This is a genomic window from Streptomyces montanisoli (assembly GCF_017813245.1).
Taxonomy (GTDB): domain Bacteria; phylum Actinomycetota; class Actinomycetes; order Streptomycetales; family Streptomycetaceae; genus Streptomyces; species Streptomyces montanisoli.
Window position 1 is genome coordinate 21,200 of the sequence record NZ_JAGIQL010000054.1, and the last position, 17,469, is coordinate 38,668.

General features: G+C 72.2%; 15 protein-coding genes, 1 pseudogene and 1 riboswitch. Of the genes and pseudogenes, 10 read left to right on the top strand and 6 right to left on the bottom strand.

What is annotated here, in order from left to right:
• The first annotated feature begins 8 nt into the window (after positions 1-8).
• Together dxs and JFN87_RS15455 are read left to right on the top strand one after the other, a co-directional pair.
• The gene (gene dxs / locus JFN87_RS15450) at positions 9-1,886 is read left to right on the top strand and encodes a 1-deoxy-D-xylulose-5-phosphate synthase (RefSeq protein ID WP_209340630.1); all 1,878 of its coding nucleotides are present in this window, start codon (positions 9-11) and stop codon (positions 1,884-1,886) included.
• Positions 1,883-3,328, top strand: coding sequence for an aspartate aminotransferase family protein (locus tag JFN87_RS15455; RefSeq protein ID WP_209340631.1), 1,446 nt, complete (start codon positions 1,883-1,885; stop codon positions 3,326-3,328). Before dxs ends, JFN87_RS15455 begins: the two co-directional genes overlap by 4 nt.
• A 114-nt stretch (positions 3,329-3,442) precedes the next feature.
• Here JFN87_RS15455 and JFN87_RS15460 read toward each other — a convergent pair whose 3' ends face one another.
• Positions 3,443-4,282: a tyrosine-protein phosphatase gene (locus tag JFN87_RS15460; RefSeq protein WP_209340632.1), complete on the bottom strand. Its 840-nt coding sequence runs from the start codon at positions 4,280-4,282 to the stop codon at positions 3,443-3,445.
• Positions 4,283-4,658: 376 nt separating this feature from the next.
• Positions 4,659-4,838: riboswitch (cyclic di-AMP (ydaO/yuaA leader) on the top strand.
• Between the two features lie 2 nt (positions 4,839-4,840).
• Between JFN87_RS15460 and JFN87_RS15465 the strand changes: the two genes are divergently transcribed.
• Positions 4,841-5,659 (top strand): LysM peptidoglycan-binding domain-containing M23 family metallopeptidase, encoded by an 819-nt coding sequence (locus tag JFN87_RS15465; protein WP_209340633.1) that lies wholly within the window; start codon positions 4,841-4,843, stop codon positions 5,657-5,659.
• 25 nt (positions 5,660-5,684) lie between these two features.
• Here the strand turns inward: JFN87_RS15465 and JFN87_RS15470 are convergent, their stop codons facing one another.
• Positions 5,685-6,614: a carbohydrate kinase family protein gene (locus JFN87_RS15470; RefSeq protein WP_307865463.1), complete on the bottom strand. Its 930-nt coding sequence runs from the start codon at positions 6,612-6,614 to the stop codon at positions 5,685-5,687.
• Positions 6,615-6,817: 203 nt separating this feature from the next.
• Between JFN87_RS15470 and JFN87_RS15475 the strand changes: the two genes are divergently transcribed.
• Complete coding sequence (locus JFN87_RS15475; protein ID WP_209340646.1) at positions 6,818-8,020, top strand: MBL fold metallo-hydrolase; 1,203 nt, start codon at positions 6,818-6,820, stop codon at positions 8,018-8,020.
• A gap of 237 nt (positions 8,021-8,257) precedes the next feature.
• Entirely contained in the window at positions 8,258-9,223 is a 966-nt protein-coding gene (locus JFN87_RS15480; protein ID WP_209340634.1) for a DMT family transporter, read from the top strand.
• 40 nt (positions 9,224-9,263) lie between these two features.
• On the opposite strand, the gene JFN87_RS15485 is transcribed toward JFN87_RS15480, so the two are convergent.
• Entirely contained in the window at positions 9,264-10,103 is an 840-nt protein-coding gene (locus JFN87_RS15485; RefSeq protein ID WP_209340635.1) for an SDR family oxidoreductase, read from the bottom strand.
• Positions 10,104-10,611: 508 nt separating this feature from the next.
• The gene (locus JFN87_RS15490) at positions 10,612-11,268 is read right to left on the bottom strand and encodes a TetR/AcrR family transcriptional regulator (RefSeq protein WP_209340636.1); all 657 of its coding nucleotides are present in this window, start codon (positions 11,266-11,268) and stop codon (positions 10,612-10,614) included.
• 114 nt (positions 11,269-11,382) lie between these two features.
• Between JFN87_RS15490 and JFN87_RS15495 the strand changes: the two genes are divergently transcribed.
• Complete coding sequence (locus tag JFN87_RS15495) at positions 11,383-12,393, top strand: hypothetical protein (protein WP_209340647.1); 1,011 nt, start codon at positions 11,383-11,385, stop codon at positions 12,391-12,393.
• A gap of 217 nt (positions 12,394-12,610) precedes the next feature.
• Here JFN87_RS15495 and JFN87_RS15500 read toward each other — a convergent pair whose 3' ends face one another.
• Entirely contained in the window at positions 12,611-13,090 is a 480-nt protein-coding gene (locus JFN87_RS15500) for a hypothetical protein (protein ID WP_209340637.1), read from the bottom strand.
• 97 nt (positions 13,091-13,187) lie between these two features.
• Here JFN87_RS15500 and JFN87_RS15505 point away from each other — a divergent pair, with 97 nt between their 5' ends.
• The 4 genes from JFN87_RS15505 (at position 13,188) to JFN87_RS15520 (ending at position 16,078) form a co-directional block, all read left to right on the top strand.
• Positions 13,188-14,396, top strand: coding sequence for a sensor histidine kinase (locus tag JFN87_RS15505; RefSeq protein WP_209340638.1), 1,209 nt, complete (start codon positions 13,188-13,190; stop codon positions 14,394-14,396).
• Positions 14,393-14,998 (top strand): response regulator transcription factor, encoded by a 606-nt coding sequence (locus JFN87_RS15510; protein ID WP_209340639.1) that lies wholly within the window; start codon positions 14,393-14,395, stop codon positions 14,996-14,998. Before JFN87_RS15505 ends, JFN87_RS15510 begins: the two co-directional genes overlap by 4 nt.
• A 59-nt stretch (positions 14,999-15,057) precedes the next feature.
• Positions 15,058-15,537 carry a MarR family winged helix-turn-helix transcriptional regulator gene (locus tag JFN87_RS15515; RefSeq protein WP_209340640.1) on the top strand — a complete coding sequence of 160 codons (480 nt, stop codon included), beginning with the start codon at positions 15,058-15,060 and terminating at the stop codon, positions 15,535-15,537.
• Between the two features lie 133 nt (positions 15,538-15,670).
• Positions 15,671-16,078 (top strand): SgcJ/EcaC family oxidoreductase, encoded by a 408-nt coding sequence (locus tag JFN87_RS15520; RefSeq protein WP_209340641.1) that lies wholly within the window; start codon positions 15,671-15,673, stop codon positions 16,076-16,078.
• A 222-nt stretch (positions 16,079-16,300) separates the two neighbouring features.
• Here the strand turns inward: JFN87_RS15520 and JFN87_RS34530 are convergent.
• Positions 16,301-16,870: pseudogene (locus JFN87_RS34530) on the bottom strand (MFS transporter); the annotation flags it as partial.
• Positions 16,871-17,469: the final 599 nt, after the last annotated feature.

Consider the following 17,469-nt stretch of genomic DNA (forward strand, 5'->3'; position numbering starts at 1 on the left):
GGCCGAGCGTGTCGATCCTTGAGAACATCCGGGGGCCACGCGATCTCAAGGCGCTGAGCGAGCACGAGCTCGACGAACTCGCCGAGGACATCAGGGAGTTCCTCATCCAGGCGGTGGCAAGAACCGGCGGCCACCTCGGACCCAACCTCGGTGTGGTCGAGCTGGCCATCGCCCTGCACCGGGTCTTCGACTCGCCCGTCGACCGCGTCCTGTGGGACACCGGGCACCAGAGCTACGTGCACAAACTCCTCACCGGGCGGCAGGACTTCTCGAAACTGCGCGGCAAGGGCGGCCTCTCCGGCTACCCGTCACGCGCCGAGTCGGAACACGACGTCATCGAGAACTCGCACGCCTCCACCGTCCTCGGCTGGGCGGACGGTCTCGCCAAAGCGGGCCAGGTGCGGGGCAGCGACGCCCACGTCGTCGCCGTCATCGGCGACGGTGCGCTGACCGGCGGCATGGCCTGGGAGGCGCTCAACAACATCGCCGCGGCCAAGGACAGGCCGCTCATCATCGTCGTCAACGACAACGAGCGCAGCTACGGTCCCACCATCGGCGGCCTCGCCGCCCACCTCGCCACCCTGCGCATCACCGACGGCTACGAGCGCGCCCTCGCCTGGGGCAAGGGCGTCCTGCGGGGCACACCGGTCGTCGGCAGGCCGCTCTACGATTCGCTGCACGGCGCCAAGAAGGGGTTCAAGGACGCCTTCCAGCCGCAGGGCATGTTCGAGGACCTCGGCATCAAGTACCTCGGGCCCATCGACGGCCACGACGAGCCCGCCGTCGAGGCCGCACTCCAGCGCGCCAAGCGCTTCACAGGACCCGTCCTCGTGCACTGCCTGACCGAGAAGGGCCGCGGCTACCCGCCGGCCCTTCAGGACGAGGCGGACCACTTTCACACCGTCGGCGCGATGGACCCCCTCACCTGCGAGCCGCTCGCGCCCAGCCTCCCGTCGTGGACATCCGTCTTCGCCGACGAGATCGTCGCCATCGGTGAGGAGCGCCCCGACGTCGTCGCCATCACCGCGGCCATGCTGCACCCCGTCGGCCTCACGAAGTTCGCCGAGCGCTTCCCCGACCGTGTCTGGGACGTCGGCATCGCCGAGCAGCACGCCGCCACCTCGGCCGCCGGACTCGCCACCGCGGGCCTGCACCCGGTCGTCGCCCTGTACGCGACGTTCCTCAACCGCGCCTTCGACCAGGTGCTGATGGACGTGGCGCTGCACCGCTGCGGTGTCACCTTCGTCCTCGACCGCGCCGGTGTCACCGGCAGCGACGGCCCCTCGCACAACGGCATGTGGGACATGTCGATGCTGCAGGTCGTGCCCGGCCTCAGGCTCGCGGCCCCCCGCGACGCCGACCAGCTGCGCGCCCAGCTGCGCGAGGCCGTCGAGGTGGACGACGCGCCCACCGTGGTGCGCTTCCCGAAGGAGTCGGTGGGCGAGCCCGTCCCCGCCCTCGCCCGCATCGGCGGGATGGACGTCCTGCACGGCGGCGGGGACACCGAGGTGCTGCTCGTGTCTGCCGGGGTGATGGCACCCGTCTGCCTGCACACCGCGGAGCTGCTCGAAGCACGCGGCATCCACTGCACCGTCGTCGACCCGCGCTGGGTCAAGCCGCTGGACGAGCACCTCGCGCCGCTCGCCGCGCGCCACCGGCTGGTCGCGGTCGTGGAGGACAACAGCCGCACGGGCGGCGTCGGCTGGGCCGTCGCCCAGTCGCTGCGCGACGCCGGAATCGATGTGCCGGTGCGCACCTTCGGCATCCCCGAGCAGTTCCTCGCCCACGCGAAACGCTCGGAGCTGCTCGCCGACATCGGTCTCACCCCGGTGGAGATCGCGGGACGTATCAGTGCCGCCCTGGCACGCAAGGAGAATGCGGAATGACCCACCCCACCGGCGCCGAGGGGCCCGCCGAACTGAACGAGCCGAAGGAGCTCAGGGAGCCCAAGGGCTTCGACCTGGCCCAACTGCTCGCCGAGCGGGGCGCGGAGCGCTACGAACTGCACGCGAAGTACGTCAACCCGCAGCTGCCCCGCATGCTGCACACCATCGGCTTCGACAAGTTCTACGAGCGCGCCGAGGGCGCCTACTTCTGGGACGCGGACGGCAACGACTACCTGGACATGCTGGCCGGCTTCGGCGTCATGGGCCTCGGCAGGCACCACACCGTGGTGCGCAAGGCACTCCACGACGTCCTCGACGCCTCCCTCGCGGACCTCACCCGCTTCGACTGCCAGCCGCTGCCCGGCCTGCTCGCGGAGAAGCTGCTCACCCACAGCCCCCACCTCGACCGCGTGTTCTTCGGCAACAGCGGCACCGAGGCGGTGGAGACCGCCCTCAAGTTCGCCCGGTACGCCACCGGCAAGAAGCGCGTCCTGTACGCCTCGCACGCCTTCCACGGCCTGACGACGGGCTCACTCTCCGTCAACGGCGAGGACAGCTTCAGGGACGGCTTCGCGCCGCTGCTGCCGGACACCGCGATCCCGCTGGGCGACCTCGACGCGCTGGAGAGGGAGCTCAAGAAGGGCGACGTCGCCGGCTTCGTCGTGGAGCCGATCCAGGGCAAGGGCGTCCACGGGACACCGCCCGGCTTCCTGCGCGCCGCCCAGGACCTGCTGCACCGGCACAAGGCCCTGCTGATCGCCGACGAGGTGCAGACCGGCATGGGCAGGACCGGCACCTTCTACGCGTACCAGCACGAGGCGGGCGTCGAGCCCGACCTCGTCTGCGTCGCGAAGGCACTGTCCGGCGGGTACGTGCCGGTGAGCGCGACCCTCGGCAAGGACTGGATCTTCAAGAAGGTCTACTCGTCGATGGACCGGGTGCTGGTCCACTCGGCGAGCTTCGGGTCCAACGCGCAGGCCATGGCGGCCGGGCTCGCCGTCCTCTCCGTGATGGAGGACGACAAGATCGTCGAGAACGCGCGCACCACCGGCGACCTGCTCAGGCAGCGCCTGACGGACCTCATCCCGAAGTACGAGCTGCTGCACGACGTGCGCGGCCGCGGCCTGATGATCGGCATCGAGTTCGGCAGACCGAGCTCGCTCAAGCTGCGCAGCCGCTGGACCATGCTCCAGGCGGCACGCAAGGGCCTGTTCGCGCAGATGGTGGTCGTGCCGCTGCTGCAGAAGCACCGGATCCTCACGCAGGTCTCCGGCGACTTCCTCGAAGTGATCAAGCTGATCCCGCCGCTCACCATCGGCGAGCGCGAGGTCGACCGGTTCGTGGACGCCTTCACCGCCGTCATGGACGACGCGCACGGCGGTGGCGGGCTGATGTGGGACTTCGGCAAGACCCTGGTGAAGCAGGCGGTCGCGAACCGCTGACGTCGTCCCGGAGCGTGGTGCCCGCCCCGGTCCTGCCGCACTTGCTCCGGTCCTGCCGCACTTGCCCCGGGGCGGGAGCACAGGCCCGGGGCGGGAGCACCGGTCCGGGTGGGGTCACACGGTCAGCAGCCGCGCGCGCATGCTCTCGCGCGCGGCGGGCGTGAGGCCGAGGCCCTCGGCGAGATAGCGGTCGGTGCCGCCCCAGTGCTCCTCGATCGCCGTGAAGGCCGTCCGCAGGTACTCGACGCGTGCGCCGAACAGGGGGCCGAGCAGTTCGAGCACCTCGGCGGAGCGGCCGCCGCCCGCGTTCTCGTCGCGCCGCACCTGGTAGCGCCGATGGGCCGCGTTCGACTTGAGGTAGTCCTCCTCGATCGCCTCGTGCCCCACGCCGAGCGCCAGCAGGACGACCGCCGTCGTGACACCGGCCCTGTCCTTGCCGGCGGCGCAGTGCACCAGCACCGGCACACCGCCGTCCGCGACGGTGCGCAGCACGCGGCCCACCTCCGCGGTGCGCTCGACGACGATCCTGCGGTACGAGTCGGCCATGCGGGCGCCGGCCTTGCCGTCCGCGAGGATCGACCGCAGCTGATCGACGTCGCCGTGGCGGACGAGCTTCCAGAACTCGGCACCCTCAGCCGGGTCGTTGAGCGGGATGTTCACGTTGCGCACGCCCGGCAGCTCGATGTCGGGGCCGTCGAGCTTGCGGTCCGCCGCGTTGCGGAAGTCGAAGACGGTGTGCAGGCCGAGCGACGACAGGAAGACCGCGTCCTGCGCGGTGGCGCCCGCCAGGTGCCCGCTGCGGAAGAGGACTCCCCGCCGCACCTGCCTGCCGTCCGCCGCCGGGAGACCCCCGACGTCGCGGAAGTTGCGCACACCGGTCAGCTCCGGCTCGGCCGCGTGCCCGTCCCCCCTCTCGGTCTCGGCCGAAGGGACGTGCTGCGACTCCTGCGTCACGGGTACTCCTCCGTGGTCGGTACCGGTGCGGACGCCGATACGGCTTCTCCCCACGCACCCTAGGGCATCGACGCCGCGAGCGAGTTGTCGGCAATGGGGCTATTGCCCCAACACGCCCCGGGTGGGCGGAGGGTGGCCCGGCCGTCCGTGAGCAGGATCATAACCGTGACACACCGTGGCGGAGCGCGAGTGCCCACCGTCCATGGGGGCACGGGGAACCACCGCCCGCCGGCGACGCAGAGTCACCGGGAGTGGTGGTCGCCGGTGGTGTCACGGGAGGCCGAACGGCACGCGGGCCTTGTCCGGTGTGCGCCGCTCGCCCTACCGTCACGGCAGTCCGGGCGGAACGCCGAATCCTGCCGCCGCCCGGCGAACACACCTCACATCACCCACGCACGGCAGGAGCGGGGGACCCAGGCAGTACGCCGTCACCGGCGCGCACGTGTGTCCGCACGCGTCCGCACGGACGGCTCGGGGTGAAGCCGCGCCACGGCGCGGCCGGGCAACTCCAGCCCGAACCCGACAGCTCACCTCGCAGGCGCCGGAGAGGAAAGCGCCATGCCCGCACGGGGTAAGCACCGCCGTCCCAGGAACCGCTCACTGACCCGCGGCCTCACGGCCGTCGGCACGGGCGGGGCCGCCGTCGTCCTGCCGCTGCTCGGAGCCACGAGCGCCGGCGCGGCGGAACACACCGCGCCCGCCGCCAAGGCCGCGACCACCGCGGCGGCCACGTCCACCTACACCGTCGCCAAGGGCGACACACTGGCCGCGATCGCCGCACACCACCACATCAGCGGCGGCTGGAAGGCCCTCTACCGGGCCAACAAGGACGTGGTCGGCGCCGACCCGTCGCTTATCCACCCGGGCGAGAGGCTCCGCCTCGACTCCGCGGCCGGCCCGGCGGGAACCGCCGCCACGGGGACCTCCGCGCACCAGACTTCGGCGCACCAGGCATCCGCGACCACCGGCACCGGCTGGATGCTCCCGGCGGGCAAGGCACCCATCGGCACCCCGTACCACGCCGCGGGCTCCATGTGGTCGAGCGGATACCACACCGGCACGGACTTCCTCGTCGACAGCGGCACGCCGGTGCACGCCGTCGCCGCCGGCACCGTCGTCACGGCGGGCTGGGGCGGCTCGTACGGCAACCAGGTCGTCATCCGGCACGCCGACGGCCACTACTCGCAGTACGGCCACCTGTCGTCCCTGTCCGTGTCAGCGGGCCAGACCGTCACCGAGGGCGAGCAGATCGGCCTGTCGGGCGCCACCGGCAACGTGACCGGGCCGCACCTCCACTTCGAGATCCGCACCGGCCCCGACTACGGCTCGGACATCGACCCGATGGCGTTCCTCCAGTCCCACGGCGTGACGATCTGACGCATCCTGCCCGGCGCGCGGCACGTCAGCGCGCGCCGGCCAGCAGGTCGTCGCGGCCGATCAGGGCCGAGGGCCCCTGGCCCGTACAGGCGTAGGCGCCGGCCCGCGCGCCGAGGGCCGCGCTCTCCTCGAGGTCACGGCCGGAGAGCCGTCCGTAGAGGAAACCGCAGACGTACGCGTCCCCCGCGCCGTTGGAGTCCACCACAGGGCCCGGCGGCACCGTCGCGGCGACGGGCCGCGGCGTGCGGCTGCCCTGCCGGGTCATCAGGTACGAGCCGCCCGCGCCCGCCGTCGCGACGACCGCCTCCGCGCGGCCCTCCCGCAGGATCTCCTTCATCACCGACGCGATCCGTCCGCCCGCGCCGGTGGCGCTCAGGAACACCAGGTCGGCGCGGAGGGCGAACTCACGCTGCGGCTCGGTCAGTCCGTCCCAGTCGTGCAGGTCGGTGGAGACGGGGACGCCCGATTCCTCGATGTCGTCGAAGAGATGGCGGGCGAAGTCCACGACCGACAGGTGCACGTGGCGGGCCGCACGCAGGTGCGGGCGGTAGAAGGACGGCGGCATCCGCAGGCCCGCCGGGTCGCGGCTGTCACGGAACGACATGCGCCGCCCCGTGCGCTCCACCAGGTTCACCGCACGCCGCGTGCCCGCGGGCGAGATCAGCGCCTCGAAGTCCACGTCCCCCTCGGCGAGCCGCAGACGCACCTGCTCACCCGTCCAGTCGTCGCCGACGAAGTCGAGGAACTTGACGGCAAGACCGAGCGCCCGGCAGCCGAGGGCGACGTTGCCACCGGTGTGGCCGGGCCACTCGTGTATCGCGCTCACGTCCACCGAGTCGGCCAGCGGCACGGGCAGCGAGTCGACCCGGACCACCGTGTCCACGCCGCTTCCGCCGACGACCAGGACGTCGTGCGCCGCCCGGCCGGGTCCGTCGTCGCTCCGCTGGTCCGCCACAGTCTCCCCTTCGCGTCGGTGCCCCGTCCCGGCATGCTGACGCCCCGCGGTGAACCCGCGAACGACGTCGTCTGAACGGCGAATCCCGACACCCTACTCACCCCGCCCCGAGGATCCTCGGCGCGTACCTCGCACGCCGGGAATCCCAGGAGCCCCGCAGACGTTCAGCGGCTGTGGAGAACTCCGTAAGCCCAGCAAGCCCCGTGCCGGCCACCGGCTCGCCCCGCTCCCTCCGCGCGCGACTGCGCGGCTACCGCCCCGGCGCCTTCGGCGCGGACGCGACGGGGGAGCGCCTCGCGCGCATCCACCGCTCGCCGCACTTCGCCGACGGCACGTTCAGGAACCCGGACGGAACGGCGCGCACCAGGCCCTCGGGGTCACCGCTCGAGTACGCGAGGGCGTACTTCGAGAAGGAGGCGCGGGCCAGGCGCGCGCCGAACGGCACCGTGCCCGTCCACGCCACCACACTCGCCGACATCGCGAAGCCGCCGGCCGACGGGCTCCGGCTGACGTGGATGGGGCACTCCAGCGTGCTCGCCGAGATCGACGGCGCGCGGGTCCTGTTCGACCCGGTGTGGGGCGAGCGGTGTTCGCCGTTCGCCTTCGCGGGCCCGAAGCGGCTCCACCCGGTGCCGGTACCGCTCGCCTCGCTCGGGCCCGTGGACGTGGTGGTGATCTCGCACGACCACTACGACCACCTGGACATGGACACCATCAAGGCACTCGCCGCCACGGACACGGTCTTCGCCCTCCCCCTCGGCGTGGGCGCCCACCTGGAGCACTGGGGCGTCGCACCGTCCAGGCTGCGCGAACTCGACTGGCACGAGTCCACCGAGGTCGCCGGCGTCCGGCTGACGGCCACACCGGCCCGCCACTTCTGCGGCAGGGGCATCCGCAACAAGCAGCACACCCTCTGGGCGTCCTGGGCCGTCGCGGGCCCCGAGCACCGCATCTACCACAGCGGCGACACCGGCTACTTCACGGGCTTCCGCGACATCGGCGCGGCACACGGCCCGTTCGACGCCACGATGATCCAGCTGGGCGCGTACTCGGAGTACTGGCCCGACATCCACATGACGCCCGACGAGGCCCTGCGCGCCCACCTCGACCTACAGGGCGGCGCCCCGGGTGGTGTGCTGATGCCGATCCACTGGGGGACGTTCAACCTGGCGCCGCACGCGTGGGCGGAGCCGGGGGAGTGGACGAAGGACGCGGCCGCGGAGGCCGGCCAGGCAGTGGCGTTCCCGCGGCCGGGCGAGCCGTTCGAGCCGGCGGGGAAGCTGCCGGTGGAGCCGTGGTGGCGTGCGGTGTCCCAGCCGATCGCGCACCCGTGGCGGCGTCCTCAGCCTGTGGAGGTCGTCGGCGAGCCGCACAGCGACGATCTCGACCTCGCGGGCGAGCGGTAGCGTTGACCGGCACGACCTCGCTAAGAGTTAGGGGATGCCGGTGCTTCTCCGGTCTGCCGGTGGTGCGGGTGGCGAGGCCGTCGGCATCGTCCGGTTGCGTGTTCCTGACGGGACTCGTGTACTGGACCCACTCAGAGGTGGTCGTACGCTCAGGCCCAGCGCGCTTGCCGGAAGGGGGTCCGCCCGCGTGTCGGTGACTTCCGGTCCGTGGGCCGATGCGCGGCCGGTGACGTCCGCATGTCGGGCGTGCCGGTGCTGCGCGGCGCCGGAGACGCGTTCACCCGGCGTGCGGTGGTGTCGCCGATCATGCTGAGCGTGCTGCTCGCCGTCCTGGCCGCGGTGGCCAATGCCACGTCTTCTGTGCTGCAGCGCAAGGCCGCTCGTGACCGCCCCGCAAGCGAGAGTCTCAGCTGGCGGTTGGTGTGGCAGTTGCTGCACCGGCCGGTGTGGCTGTTCGGCATCCTGTCGATCATCGCCGGCTTCCTGTTGCAGGCCGTGGCGCTGGGCAGCGGCAGCCTCGCGGTGGTGGAGCCGGTGCTCGTGCTGGAGCTGCCCCTCACGCTCGTCCTGTCCGCGCGGGTCTTCAAGAGCCGGCTGGGGCGCCGGGAGTGGGGTGCGTCCGGGGTGATGGCCGCGGGCCTGGCCGGCCTGCTGTACTTCCTGTCCCCGTCCCAGGGCTCCACCACGGCTGTCAGCGGGCTGGTGTGGGTGCTGGCGGCAGGCGCGAACGTGCTGGTGGTCGCGGCCCTGGTGGTGTGGGCCAGGCTCGGCGGGGTCGACGCCCGCAGGGCGGCGCTGCTGGGTGTGGCCACCGGGTGCGGGTTCGGGTTCACCGCCGCACTGATCAAGGGCATGACGGTCACTGCCTCGCAGGGCATCGTGGCGCTGTTCACGAGTTGGCAGGTGTACGGCATGGTCGTGGCCGGCGCCGGTTCGATGTTCCTCCTGCAGTCGGCGATGCAGGCCGGGCGCTTGCTGGCCACTCAGCCCGGGCTGACGATGTCCGACCCGGTGGTCTCCATCCTCTGGGGCGTCTTCGTCTTCGGCGAGCAGGTGCGCGGCGGGATCTTCATCGTCTTGTCGGTGGTGGCCGCCGCGGTGGTCGCCGGCGCTGTCCTCGCGCTGACCCGCTCGCCGCTGCTCGCCGGTGAGTCCGGACAGCAGGAAGAGGACCAGTCCGCCGGCGGCACGTCCGGTCCTTGAGCGGGCGTCGGCCTGCCGGCGCGTTACTCGCCCCTTGGCTTCACAGGATGGGTTGGCCGCCGGTGATCGCGATGCGGGCCCCGGAGACGTAGCTTGCCTCGTCGGAGGCGAGGAGGACGTAGACCGGGGCCAGCTCGGCCGGCTGGCCCGCTCGTCCGAGCGGGACCTGGGATCCGAAGCTCTCCACCTGCTCGGGCGGCATGGTGGCGGGAATGAGGGGCGTCCAGATCGGGCCAGGTGCCACACTGTTGGCCCGGATGCCCTTCGGGCCCAGCAGCTGGGACAGCGTCGCCGCCATGTTCGCGACGCCGGCCTTGGTGACGTTGTAGGCGAGGAGCTGGGGCGGCGCGATGTCGGAGTTCACCGACGTCGTGCCGATGATCGACGAACCGGGCCGCATGTGGGGGACGGCCGCCTTGGCCAGGTGGAAGAAGGCGCTGATGTTCGTCGCGAGGGTGCGGTCCCACTCCTCGTCGGGGATGTCCTCGATCGACTCCCGCGTCATCTGGAATCCGGCGTTGTTGACCAGGACGTCCACCCGGCCGAATTCCGCGACCGCCCGGTCGACGAGCGAGCGGCAATGGGCCGGATCGGCCACATCGCCGGGCACCAGCACGCAGGTGCGGTCCGCCTCCTCCACCCAGCGCCGGGTCTCGGCCGCGTCGTCGTGCTCGTCGAGGTAGGAGACCAGGACGTCTGCTCCCTCCCGGGCGTAGGCGATCGCCACGGCACGTCCGATGCCGCTGTCCCCACCGGTGATCAGCGTCTTCTTGCCGGCGAGCCGTCCCGATCCGCGGTAGCTCTCCTCACCGTGGTCCGGCTCGGGCTTCATCTCGGACGTGGCACCCGGCGGCGTCTGCTGCTGGCGGGGCTGGGACATGGCGGCTCCTTGCGGGAAAGCGGGAAAGGACGATCGTGTTGTCGGGAGAGGAATCGGAACCCTACGTTTCCCATGGGTCATGTGCGCGCCCGGCGAGCCGGACAGCGGAACAGCCCCTCGAACGGGCGCATGGTCCGCCAATGTGCATGCGAGCATGACGGCGGCCTCAGTTCGCTGTTCGGCACGTCATTCGCGTGGGTCCGATCACCGGTGGCGGAGCGGCCCGGAGCGACGGTCGCGTGTGCGGTGTCCCGACCCGGCGGCCGGCGCGGTCGTCGGCGGGATGGGCCCCGAGGGGTCGATCATCGCGGGCGGAGGCGCCCTGCCGGCGGACAGCAACGGCGGCCCGTGGAACTGCGCGAACGCGAACGACTCACCGTGCGCGGCGCCCAGATGTACGGCCGGCGCGCGTCCCCACGCTCCTGGAGCGGATGGCTGCGGGGGCCATCGACACGGCCCACATGGCCGGGGGAGTGCATGGGCCTGTATCGAGTCAGTGGCGTCGTCTTCAGGGCCGGGTGCGGCGCTCGGCGGCGTCGAGCGCGGGGGCCAGCGGGGCCAGCACCGCGCGGAGCCGGTCGGGCAGGGAGCCGGAGGGCACGACCAGTCCTCCGGCGGCGAGTCCCTCGGCGGCCTCCGCGTTCCCGGCCGGCTGGAGCCAGCCTTCCAGCGCGATGCGAACCGCCGCGGCCACGCTTGCCGCGAGGACGCGGGCAGTGTGCTCTCCGGTGTCATGCAGGCGTTCGGCGATCACCGCCGTGAGCGGGGGCGCGATGCCGGCGGTGGCATCGAGGTAGGCGTCGCGCAGCGCGGTGCGAGTGGTGATCAGCAGCAATGCCCTGGGGTCGTGCTCGCCGGTGGCCGTGTACTGCTCGACCACCGCGTCCGTGACGGCGTCGGCCAGGCTCACTCCTGCGGGCCGCACGGCGACGGCCGCCGCGACGCGCGCCTCTCTGTCCGCTGTCACAGCGGAGACGATCGCCTGCTCCCGGCTGGCGAAGTAGTTGTTGTAGGTGCGCGGCGAGACCCCGGCCGCTTCTGCGATGTCCTCCACCCGCACCTGGTCGGGTCCGCGCTCGACGGCCAGGCGCAGTGCAGCCTCCCGTAGCGCCTCGCGCGTGGCCTGTTTCTTCCGCTCCCGCAGCCCTGAAGGTGGTGTTGTCACGGTCCGAGCCTCCCATTCGCGATGCGTGCACGCAAACTTGCGTGCACGCACTTTTCCTGTCAGCCTCGGCCCGACCGGGATCGGCAGAGAGGACGTCACATGCGGGCAAGAGGAATGACCTACGACACCGGATTCGTCGCGCACGGCCGGCAGTCCCGCCACCACTTCGACCTCGCCGTCGTCCGGCGCGAGCTCGCCATCATCCGCGACGACCTCCACTGCAACGCGGTCCAGATCATCGGCGGTGACCCGCGACGACTGGAGCTGGCCGCCGGCGCCGCCGCCGAACTCGGCCTGGAGGTCTGGTTCTCGCCCTATCCACTGGAGCTGGAACCCGAGCAGATCCTCACACTCTTTCGCGACTGCGCCGCGCGAGCGGAGCGGCTCCGGCGGCGGGGAGCCACAGTCGTGTTCGTCGCCGGGGTGGAGCTGAGCGTGATGAACCGCGGGTTCCTGCCGGGAGAGAGCCCCGAGGAACGGGTCGAGCAGCTGATGGGCCGGCCAGAGCGGCGGGCCGAAGCGATGCGCGAACTCGGTGTGCGCGTCAATGCGTTCCTCCGCGACGCCGCGGCCACGGTCCGGGAACATTTCCAGGGCCGGCTCACCTACGCCTCCATCCAGTTCGAACAGGTCGACTGGTCCCCCTTCGACCTGGTGACGTTCGAGTTGATCCGCTCCGCCGAGGTCGCCGATCGGTTCCGGGAGGCGGTGCGCACCCTGGCCCGAGGCCCGAAGCCGCTCGCCATCACCGGCTTCGGGACCGCGGCCTACCGCGGCGCGGGGGACCGCGGTGGGCGGGTGCTTGAGGTGGTCGAGTACGACCCGGAGACCAAGGCCCCTGTGCGGCTGAACGGCATGTACGAGCGCGACGAGGCGGGCCAGGCCGCGTACGTGGGCGAACTGCTGGAAATCTTCGAGACCGAGGGCGTGGACAGCGCGTTCGTGTTCCTGTTCGCCCTCCCCGGCTACCCGCACCGCCCGGACGGCGACCCCAGGGACGACCTGGACCGGGCCGGTCTTGGCATCGTCAAACTCCTCGAAGGGCGCCGGGGCCGGACCTACCCCGACATGGAGTGGGAACCCAAGGCCGCGTTCTCGGCAGTGGCCGAGCGGTATCGAGGATGACACGCCCGACGCGCGGCCACTGTCCGGACGGCAGCGTCAGCGCGTCCGTGCGGGACGCGCTGCACGGCTTGCCACTCCCGCCTCCTCCGGTGCGCCGCACCGGAGGAGGGGTCGTGAACTCCCGGCGCGCCGAGTCCCGCCCCACCGGCGAGACCCTCCCCGTGAGGCAGGTGGTCCGGCGGCCGGACGCCGACCGCGGACGAGCCGGGCCGCCGCGTCAGCCGCCCGCGAGCGAGGCCCCCCGGACGCCCGCGGCCGCCCGCTTGCGCCGCCTGCGCAGCAGCACGACGACGAGCGCGAAGACCTGGAGCACGAGTTCCAGGCCCGGCAGGTCGGCCGTCGCCTCGGAGTGGACGTGCCCGGAGCAGTGGATCGTGCCGGCGGGCTCGCCGTCGTCGCCGATCATGGTGTGCTCACGGCCCGCCGCCGCGGTCCGCCGGAACGGGACGGTCCGCCCCGAGCACGTCATGTGCCAGTCGCGGCGCACCCGGTCCGTGGCCGCGACGGCGTTCCCTTCGCCGTCGAGCAGTTCGTAGACACCGCTGAAACGATGCGTGCGGACGAGGTAGTCGACCCCGTTCAGTGTGAACCGCGCGCCGATGCGGCCTCTCGGCAACGAGAACGTCGTCAGCGCCCGGCCGTCCTCGGTGAGCTCGTACTCCTGGTTCGCCAGCTTGGTCCTCTTCGCCTGCAACATGACCCCATTGCAGCATCGGCGCGGCGGTCGCACCCATGTCATCTGTCATGCATGGCCGGGTGACAACCGAACGGCGGCAGCGAAAGCGGCCGGTACCATGACCGGCGTGGGCGCACACGATCCGGACGAATTCTCCGCCGGCCAATGGCCGGACTGGAGTTTCTGGAAGGATCGGCCGGACAGCCCCAGGCGCGCCGGTCGCGGCCGTGCGTCCGTCGCCGCGGCCACCGCGCTGGCCTCGCTCACCCTGATCGCCCGGGCCGAGGACATTGCGCACGGCACAGCCTCTCCCTCGCTCACCTGGCTCGCGATCGGCCTCGTCGCCTGCTACGGCATCGGCTGCATGCTCGCGCCCTGGTACGGGCCGATGGCGCTGCGGCGGGGACGCGTCACCATCGTGGCCGTGCTGTTCCTGCTCGGGGCCGCGCCGGCCGTGCTCCTCGCGTCGCCGTACTACCTGACCGATCTGACCTACGCCCTCTCCATCGGACTCATGCTGCTACCACTGCGCCGTGCGATGCTGCTCGGGCTCGCCACGGTGCTGGGTCAGATCGTCTGGATGCGTGCCGCCCAGGGCGAGGTGGCCTGGGCGCAGGTGGCCATCCTCGTCGGGGTGACCGCGGCGCTCGGCACCGTCTTCGCGCTCAACTTCACGATCGGTCACCTGCGGGCCGCGCGGGAGCAGGTCAAGAGGCTGGCCGTCAACCAGGAACGGGAGCGCGTCGCCCGGGACATGCACGACGTCCTCGGCCACAGCCTCTCCACGATGACCGTCAAACTGGGGCTGACGCGGCGCATCCTGGAGTCCTCGGGAGACGTCGCACTCGCCGTCGGCCAGGTCACCGAGCTGGAGAACATGGCCCGCACGGCGCTGTCCGACGTGCGCGCCACCATCTCGAACTACCGCACCCTGTCACTGGACAGCGAGCTCGCCGGCGCCCGCATGGCGCTGCGTGCCGCCGGCGTACGGGCCGACCTCCCGGCCGGGACCGACGCCGTGCGCGCCGGGCTGCGCGAGGTGTTCGGCTACGTCGTGCGCGAGGCGGTCACCAACGTGCTGCGCCACTCCGACGCCGAAGTGTGCACCGTCCGCATCGGGCCCGACTGGGTCGAGGTCACCGACAACGGCGGTTTCACCGGCGGGGCGAGCGCCGGCAACGGCCTCACCGGCCTCACCGAACGGCTCGCCGCCGTGTCGGGCACACTCGAACACGGGCCTGCCCCCGGCGGCGGGTTCCGGGTCGTCGCCCACGGGCCGGCCACGGCGGCCGGCCCCGCACCTTCCCAGGAGGACGAGCCGACATGATCCGTGTCCTGCTGGCCGACGACCAGGCGCTCGTACTGGGCGCCCTGGCGTCCGTGCTCAGGCTGGAGCCCGACATCGACGTGGTCGCGGAAATCGGCACCGGCACCGAGGTGCTGCCCGCCGCGCGGCGGACCGAGCCCGACATCGCGCTGCTCGACGTGCAGATGCCCGGCCGGGACGGGCTGGCCGTCGCCGCCGACCTCCAGCGGGCGCTGCCCGGCTGCCGCACCATCATCTGCACGACCTTCAGCCGGCCCGGCTACCTCGCGCGGGCGATGTCCGCGGGCGCGGCCGGGTACGTCGTCAAAGACTCGCCGCCGGAACAGCTGATCGACGCGATCCGCCGCGTCCACGCAGGCCTGCGCTTCGTGGACCCGGCACTCGCAGCGGAAGCGCTCGCCGGCGGTGCGAGCCCGCTGACCGCGCGCGAGGCGGACGTGCTGCGCGCCGCCGCCGAGGGCGGCACCGTGGCCGACATCGCCAGAGCGCTACGGCTCTCGCAGGGCACCGTGCGCAACCACCTGTCGTCGGCGATCGGCAAGACCCGGGCGCGGACCCGCGCGGAGGCGGCCCGGCTAGCGGAGGCCAACGGCTGGCTGTGACCGCTGCGCCGTCGAGCGGGACCGTTTCGGTGGGAACGGTCAGCTGTTAGGTTTCCCGGGTGAGGAAAGGACCTGCCGCGCGAGGCGCCGGGGCGGACGAGCCACTCGGCTTCGTGATCGCGTCCACGGGCAATGCGGCGGCGCTCGCGTTCGAGTCGGCGCTGGCCGCCGAGGACCTGCTTCCGCGGCACTTCGCCGTGCTGCGCGGTCTGCGTGACGGCGAGGAGCACGCCCAGCAGCAGCTCGCCTCCTCGCTCGGCATCCCGGCCAGCCGCCTGGTGGGGCTGCTCACGCTGCTGATCGAGAGGGGCCTGGTGGAGCGGCGCGAGTCGCCGGCCGACGCCCGGGTGAAACTGGTCCGCCTGCGTGAGGCGGGCCGCGGGGAGCTGGAGAAGCTGATCCGGCTCGCGGGCGCGTCGGAGGAGCGGCTGACCGCTGGGCTCACGGCCGAGGACCGGTCCGAGCTGCGGAGGCTGCTCGGCATCGTGTACGCCAACGTCGCCGTCGAACCCGAGGGGCGACCCGTCCGGGCATGGTGATCGGCCCCCTCAGGCCGCTTTATCGATACAGCGATGGGTAGTGCTTGCGCAAATCGTTTCGGTTGGAATAGTTTCGGTGAGAACGAATCGAATTGCGGTGCTGCCGTGAGGCGGCCGGGCACAGGAGGCGACGATGGCGGTCACGAGACAGGACACGGTCGAAGAGTTCCTCGGACGGATCCGGGATGCCTGGGACGCGGGGGACGCGAGCCGCTACGCGGCGCAGTTCGCGGAGGACGCGTCCTATGTCATCTTCATGGGGGACGCCATGCTCGGGCGGGCGGCCATCGAGCAGACACATCATGAGGTGTTCACCCGGTGGCAGAAGGGCACGCGCATGGTGGTCAAGCCGATCGACGTGCGGATGCCGGACGCGTGCACGGCGGTGGTGACCACCGTCGGCGGCATCGGCAGGGGCAGCCGGATCGGCTTCGACAAGTTCCAGACCTTCACACTGCACCGCCAGGAGGGTCGCTGGGAGTGCGTGGCCTTCCAGAACACGGAGATGAGCCGCAGGTCCAAGCGCGCCTACCGCTCCTGACGGTGTCCAGCACCTGACTGGTCGCGTGATGCTCGACGGCCGGCGGAGCTCACACGGCGGTTGCGTCCCGCGCCGTATCCGGCGCTCGCCATGGCGAGGCTGAGGACGACCAGGACCGTGATCGGCAGCGTCCATGCCGGCCGGCGCGGCTGCTTCCGCGTGGCCTGCGGCGCGCTCGCTCTGGAAGGTCAGTGCGAGGACGAGGCAGGCGCCACCGCCGAGACCGAGCAGCGTGCAGGCGAGCACGGACAGCGCGGGCGCGGAGAGCAGCACGGCGAAACCGCCGGCGACGACGACCGAGGCCCCCACCGCGGTCCATCGCTGGTCGTGGCGGCCCCGGGTGAGCAGGGGCAGGGGGCTGCCGGCCGCCAGGGCGATCGACTGGCAGTGGAAGAGCATCCATCCGGCCGTGGTGCTGGACGTGCCGCGGTGGATCAGGATGCCGGGCAGCCATGCGACGGCGGTGCAGAAGCCCAGGGACCGCAGGCCCATGAAGATGCTGACCTGCCATGCCGGCCCCGACCGCCAGGGGACCGGGCTGTGCGAAACGCCGCTCGACGGCTGGGCGCGGTCGCCCCGCAGCCGGGGCAGCCAGCCGAGGAAAGCCGCGACGGTGAAGGCGACGCCCCAGGCGAGAGTGGTGTGCCAGGAGCCCGGCACGGAGTGGGCCAGCGGCGCGGAGATCCCGGAGGAGACGGCGGCCGCCACGCCCATGACCGTGCCGTAGAGGGCGCTGACGGCCTGGATGCGGTGCGCGGGCACACTCCGCCGGATCAGGGCGGGCAGCAGCACGTTGCCCCACGCGATGGCCGCGGAGAGGATGACCGTCCCGGCGAACGGCGCGGCAGCGATCTACTGGGCCGGGCGGGTGGAGTTCGCCGACATCGGGGCCGCGGGCGGGCCCATACCGCCCGTCGCCGCGCGGACCGGCCGATGATCGGGGCCGGGTCGGCATGCCGAGGTGCCGGCGGACGGAGGTCCCGATGCGCACCGTGCGGGCCGAGGGCCGCCCGCGGACCGCGCGACGGCATGCGGCCGCCACGTCAATACCGCCCGGGCGCCGCCGATTTGATGGCGACGGGATTCGGCCCCCGCGCTCCGCGCCGCGCCCCAGCTGCGACGATCCCGTTGCCTCGGCGTCCTTCACCGGCCTGTACCACTGCCAGTTCGTCCGGCTATTGGCAGCCGGCCCGCCGTGGGCCCACCATGGCCATGCCCCACCTGATGGCCATGCACCCCACGTCCCGTCATGACGCCCCCAGGAGCCCCCACATGGAACGCATCCCGCCTTCCGCCACCCTCGCGACGCCCACACGCCGAGCGCTGCTGCGCGGCGGACTCGCCGCAGGCGCCGCCGCGAGATCGGAAGAGCATTTGACTGAACTCTTGTT

Bases quoted from the DNA above. Each gene is read 5' to 3' on its own strand.
- JFN87_RS15505 (WP_209340638.1), top strand. From the start codon at position 13,188: ATGACCGGCGTGGGCGCACACGATCCGGACGAATTCTCCGCCGGCCAA.
- JFN87_RS15520 (WP_209340641.1), top strand. From the start codon at position 15,671: ATGGCGGTCACGAGACAGGACACGGTCGAAGAGTTCCTCGGACGGATC.
- JFN87_RS15495 (WP_209340647.1), top strand. From the start codon at position 11,383: ATGACCTACGACACCGGATTCGTCGCGCACGGCCGGCAGTCCCGCCAC.
- JFN87_RS15510 (WP_209340639.1), top strand. From the start codon at position 14,393: ATGATCCGTGTCCTGCTGGCCGACGACCAGGCGCTCGTACTGGGCGCC.
- JFN87_RS15455 (WP_209340631.1), top strand. From the start codon at position 1,883: ATGACCCACCCCACCGGCGCCGAGGGGCCCGCCGAACTGAACGAGCCG.
- JFN87_RS15465 (WP_209340633.1), top strand. From the start codon at position 4,841: ATGCCCGCACGGGGTAAGCACCGCCGTCCCAGGAACCGCTCACTGACC.
- JFN87_RS15485 (WP_209340635.1), bottom strand. From the start codon at position 10,103: ATGTCCCAGCCCCGCCAGCAGCAGACGCCGCCGGGTGCCACGTCCGAG.
- JFN87_RS15480 (WP_209340634.1), top strand. From the start codon at position 8,258: ATGTCGGGCGTGCCGGTGCTGCGCGGCGCCGGAGACGCGTTCACCCGG.
- JFN87_RS15500 (WP_209340637.1), bottom strand. From the start codon at position 13,090: ATGTTGCAGGCGAAGAGGACCAAGCTGGCGAACCAGGAGTACGAGCTC.